At 70.6% G+C, this 2,750-nt stretch carries 3 protein-coding genes and 1 pseudogene; 2 read left to right on the forward strand and 2 right to left on the reverse strand.

The window, feature by feature from the left end; all coding sequences use genetic code 11:
* Nucleotides 1-16: 16 nt before the first annotated feature.
* Complete coding sequence (locus ADY59_RS53150) at nucleotides 17-325, reverse strand: nitroreductase family protein (RefSeq protein ID WP_231619244.1); 309 nt, start codon at nucleotides 323-325, stop codon at nucleotides 17-19.
* A 12-nt stretch (nucleotides 326-337) separates the two neighbouring features.
* Between ADY59_RS53150 and ADY59_RS53645 the strand changes: the two genes are divergently transcribed.
* On the forward strand, nucleotides 338-466 hold the full coding sequence (locus ADY59_RS53645; RefSeq protein WP_269433702.1) for a hypothetical protein: 129 nt from the start codon (nucleotides 338-340) through the stop codon (nucleotides 464-466).
* A 38-nt stretch (nucleotides 467-504) separates the two neighbouring features.
* Here ADY59_RS53645 and ADY59_RS53830 read toward each other — a convergent pair.
* Nucleotides 505-942, reverse strand: a pseudogene (locus ADY59_RS53830) (nitroreductase family protein); the annotation flags it as partial.
* On the opposite strand from ADY59_RS53830, the gene ADY59_RS47010 reads away from it, so the two are divergent.
* The gene (locus tag ADY59_RS47010; RefSeq protein ID WP_049577796.1) at nucleotides 848-2,089 is read left to right on the forward strand and encodes an IS256 family transposase; all 1,242 of its coding nucleotides are present in this window, start codon (nucleotides 848-850) and stop codon (nucleotides 2,087-2,089) included. The pseudogene ADY59_RS53830 and the gene ADY59_RS47010 overlap by 95 nt on opposite strands.
* The last annotated feature ends 661 nt before the right edge of the window (nucleotides 2,090-2,750 follow it).

The raw sequence follows: 2,750 nt of genomic DNA on the forward strand, positions 1-2,750 counted from the left end.
CGGGGCCGCCGTACGGTCAGCCGGTCCAGCGGTCCAGGTGCAGGACCTCGTCCAGCGGCTGACGGCGGGCCGGCCTGAACGTGTCGCCGGTGTAATAGGCGGTCGGGATCAGGGCGCCCTGGCGGACGTCGCCGGGAAGGCCCAGCAGCTCCGCCACCTCGCTCTCGTACGCCAGGTGCAGCGTGGTCCAGGCGGTGCCCAGGCCGCGGGCGCGGGCGGCCAGCATGTAGCTCCACGCCGCCGGCAGCAGCGAGCCCCACAGCCCGGCCTGACTGCCCTGCGGCAGCTTCCCGTCCGGCACCCTGATGCAGGGCAGCACCAGCACCGGAGTTCACCCATGTGCTCGCCCAGGTACGCCGAGCTGGCCGACACCCGCTGCTGCGCCTCCGCCCGCGCCGGATCGTCCTGGAACAGGTTCCCGGCCGACGAGCCCGACGCGTGGTACGCCCGTACCGACCGGCCGTAGTACTCACCGATCCGGGCCCTGGTCTCCGCGTCGGTCACCACCACCCACTCCCACCCCTGCCGGTTCCCGCCGGTCGGAGCCTGCAGGGCGATCTCCAGGCACTCCCGCACCAGCTCCAACGGCACCGGCCTGCCCAGGTCCAGGCGCTTGCGTACGCTCCGGGTGGTCGTGAGCAGCTCGTCGATTCCTAGCCTTTGTGTGGTCATGACGGCATTCATCCCCAAACGCCCTCCCACCGAACGATCCCCCCCTTCCCACGGGGTTGCGTCCACGGAAGTGGTGTATGAGTTTGACCTGGTCAACAGGCGTGGCGTCGTGAAATGGTGACGGCCATCGCGTGATCCTTCGAAGGCGCAAACCCAAGATCGAAGGAGGCACGTGATGGCCGCGGACAACAGTGTGACGCCCGAGCAGTGGCTGGCGAAGCAGATCCAGACCGGGGACCCCGACTTGTTGCGATCCATGGTGAAGACCATGGCCGAGTCGTTGATGTCGGCCGAGGCAGACAACCTGTGCGGGGCCGGCTACGGCGAGCGCAACGAGGAGCGGACCAACCGGCGCAACGGCTACCGCACCCGCGACTGGGACACCCGTGCAGGCAGCATCGAGCTGGCCATCCCGAAGCTGCGCTCGGGCTCGTACTTCCCCGACTGGCTGCTGGAACGCCGCCGCCGGGCCGAGCAGGCGCTGATCAGCGTCGTGGCCACCAGCTACCTGCTCGGAGTCTCGACCCGCCGGGTGGACAAGCTGATCGAGCAGCTCGGCATCAAGCACATCTCCAAAAGCCAGGTCTCGCAGATGGCCAAGACGCTGGACGCCCAGGTCGAGGCGTTCCGCACCCGCGCTTTGGACGCCGGCCCGTACACGTTCGTGTGGCTGGACGCGCTGACGCAGAAGGTGCGTGAGGGCGGCCGGATCATCAACGTGCACGTCCTGGTCGCCACCGGGGTGAACGCCGACGGCCGGCGGGAGATCCTCGGCCTGCAGGTCACCAGCACCGAAGACGGCGCGGGCTGGCTGGCGTTCCTGCGCGATCTGGTCGCCCGGGGCCTGTCCGGGGTGCAGCTGGTGATCTCCGACTGCCACGCTGGGCTGGTGGCCGCGATCGGCGCCACGCTGGCCGGCGCGTCCTGGCAACGCTGTCGCAGTCACTACCTGCGCAACCTGCTGACCTGCGTCAGCAAGTCCGCGCAGCCGTTCGTGGCCACCCTGGTGCGCACCATCTTCGACCAGCCCGACGCGGCCTCGGTGCGCGCCCAGCACGCCTGGGTGGTGCAAACGCTCGAGGCCAAGCACCCGGCCGCCGCCGAACATCTGGACGCCGCCCGAGAGGACTTGATCGCCTTCGCCGCCTTCCCCCGCGAGATCTGGCCGCAGATCTGGTCCAACAACCCGCAGGAACGGCTGAACAAGGAGATCCGCCGCCGCACCGACGTGGTGGGCATCTTCCCCGACCGCCCCTCGATCATCCGACTGGTCGGCGCCGTGCTGGCCGAGCAGACCGACGAGTGGGTCGAAGCACGCCGCTACATGGGCCTGGACGTCCTGGCCAAGGCCCGCGTCCGAGTGATCGGTGGCGACACACCCGCCCAGAACACTCTCCCGCAGACACTTACCGCTTAACCTGCAGAAACAGGATCGCGCGAGGAGCGATTCATACACCACGTCCGTGGACGTGACCTTCCCACGGACCACCGCCCAGGCGCTTGAGGGAACCCTCAGACGCTGCGACCCCTCCCGTCCGCCCCTACGGAGAAGCGCACCGCCCAAGCCCCCGAAAGGCCGGGCAGCCTCCCCGGAACGCACACCCCGCCTGGAAGGACGGCCCATCCAGGGGGGTTGGAGGGGACCATCCGGCGGACCTCGGAAGCGGCCGACCCCGCCCGGCCACGCCCCTCCCGTGGGCGGCCCCGCGGCGGATGGCCCCCAAAAGGGACAGCCCTCCCAGGACCTCCCTCACGAGAGGCGCTCCCAAGCAGGCCCACCCCCGGAGGCAGGCCCGCCCGGAGACGGATGCCCCTCCCGGGGGGCAGCCCGATGAGAGGCAGCGTCCCTCAGGAGGGGCACCTCCCTGGGAGGGGCAGCCTCAGCCACCTCCCCAAGAGGGGCCACCTCTCCCAGGGCGGGACGCCCGCCCGGAAGGACGGCCCACCCGGAGGGGGCTGCCCCCCCAGAGGAGCCGCCCACCCGGAGGGGACTGACCCTTCGGAGGTGATGAACCGTCCGGACGGACGGCACCGCCCGGGCAGGGCAGGCCCCCGGACAGGACAGCACCGCCCGGACG

Origin of the sequence: Nonomuraea sp. SBT364 (assembly GCF_001083785.1) — a bacterium.
Classification (GTDB): Bacteria; Actinomycetota; Actinomycetes; order Streptosporangiales; family Streptosporangiaceae; genus Nonomuraea.

Bases quoted from the DNA above. Each gene is read 5' to 3' on its own strand.
- ADY59_RS53645 (WP_269433702.1), top strand. From the start codon at position 338: ATGTGCTCGCCCAGGTACGCCGAGCTGGCCGACACCCGCTGCTGCGCC.
- ADY59_RS47010 (WP_049577796.1), top strand. From the start codon at position 848: ATGGCCGCGGACAACAGTGTGACGCCCGAGCAGTGGCTGGCGAAGCAG.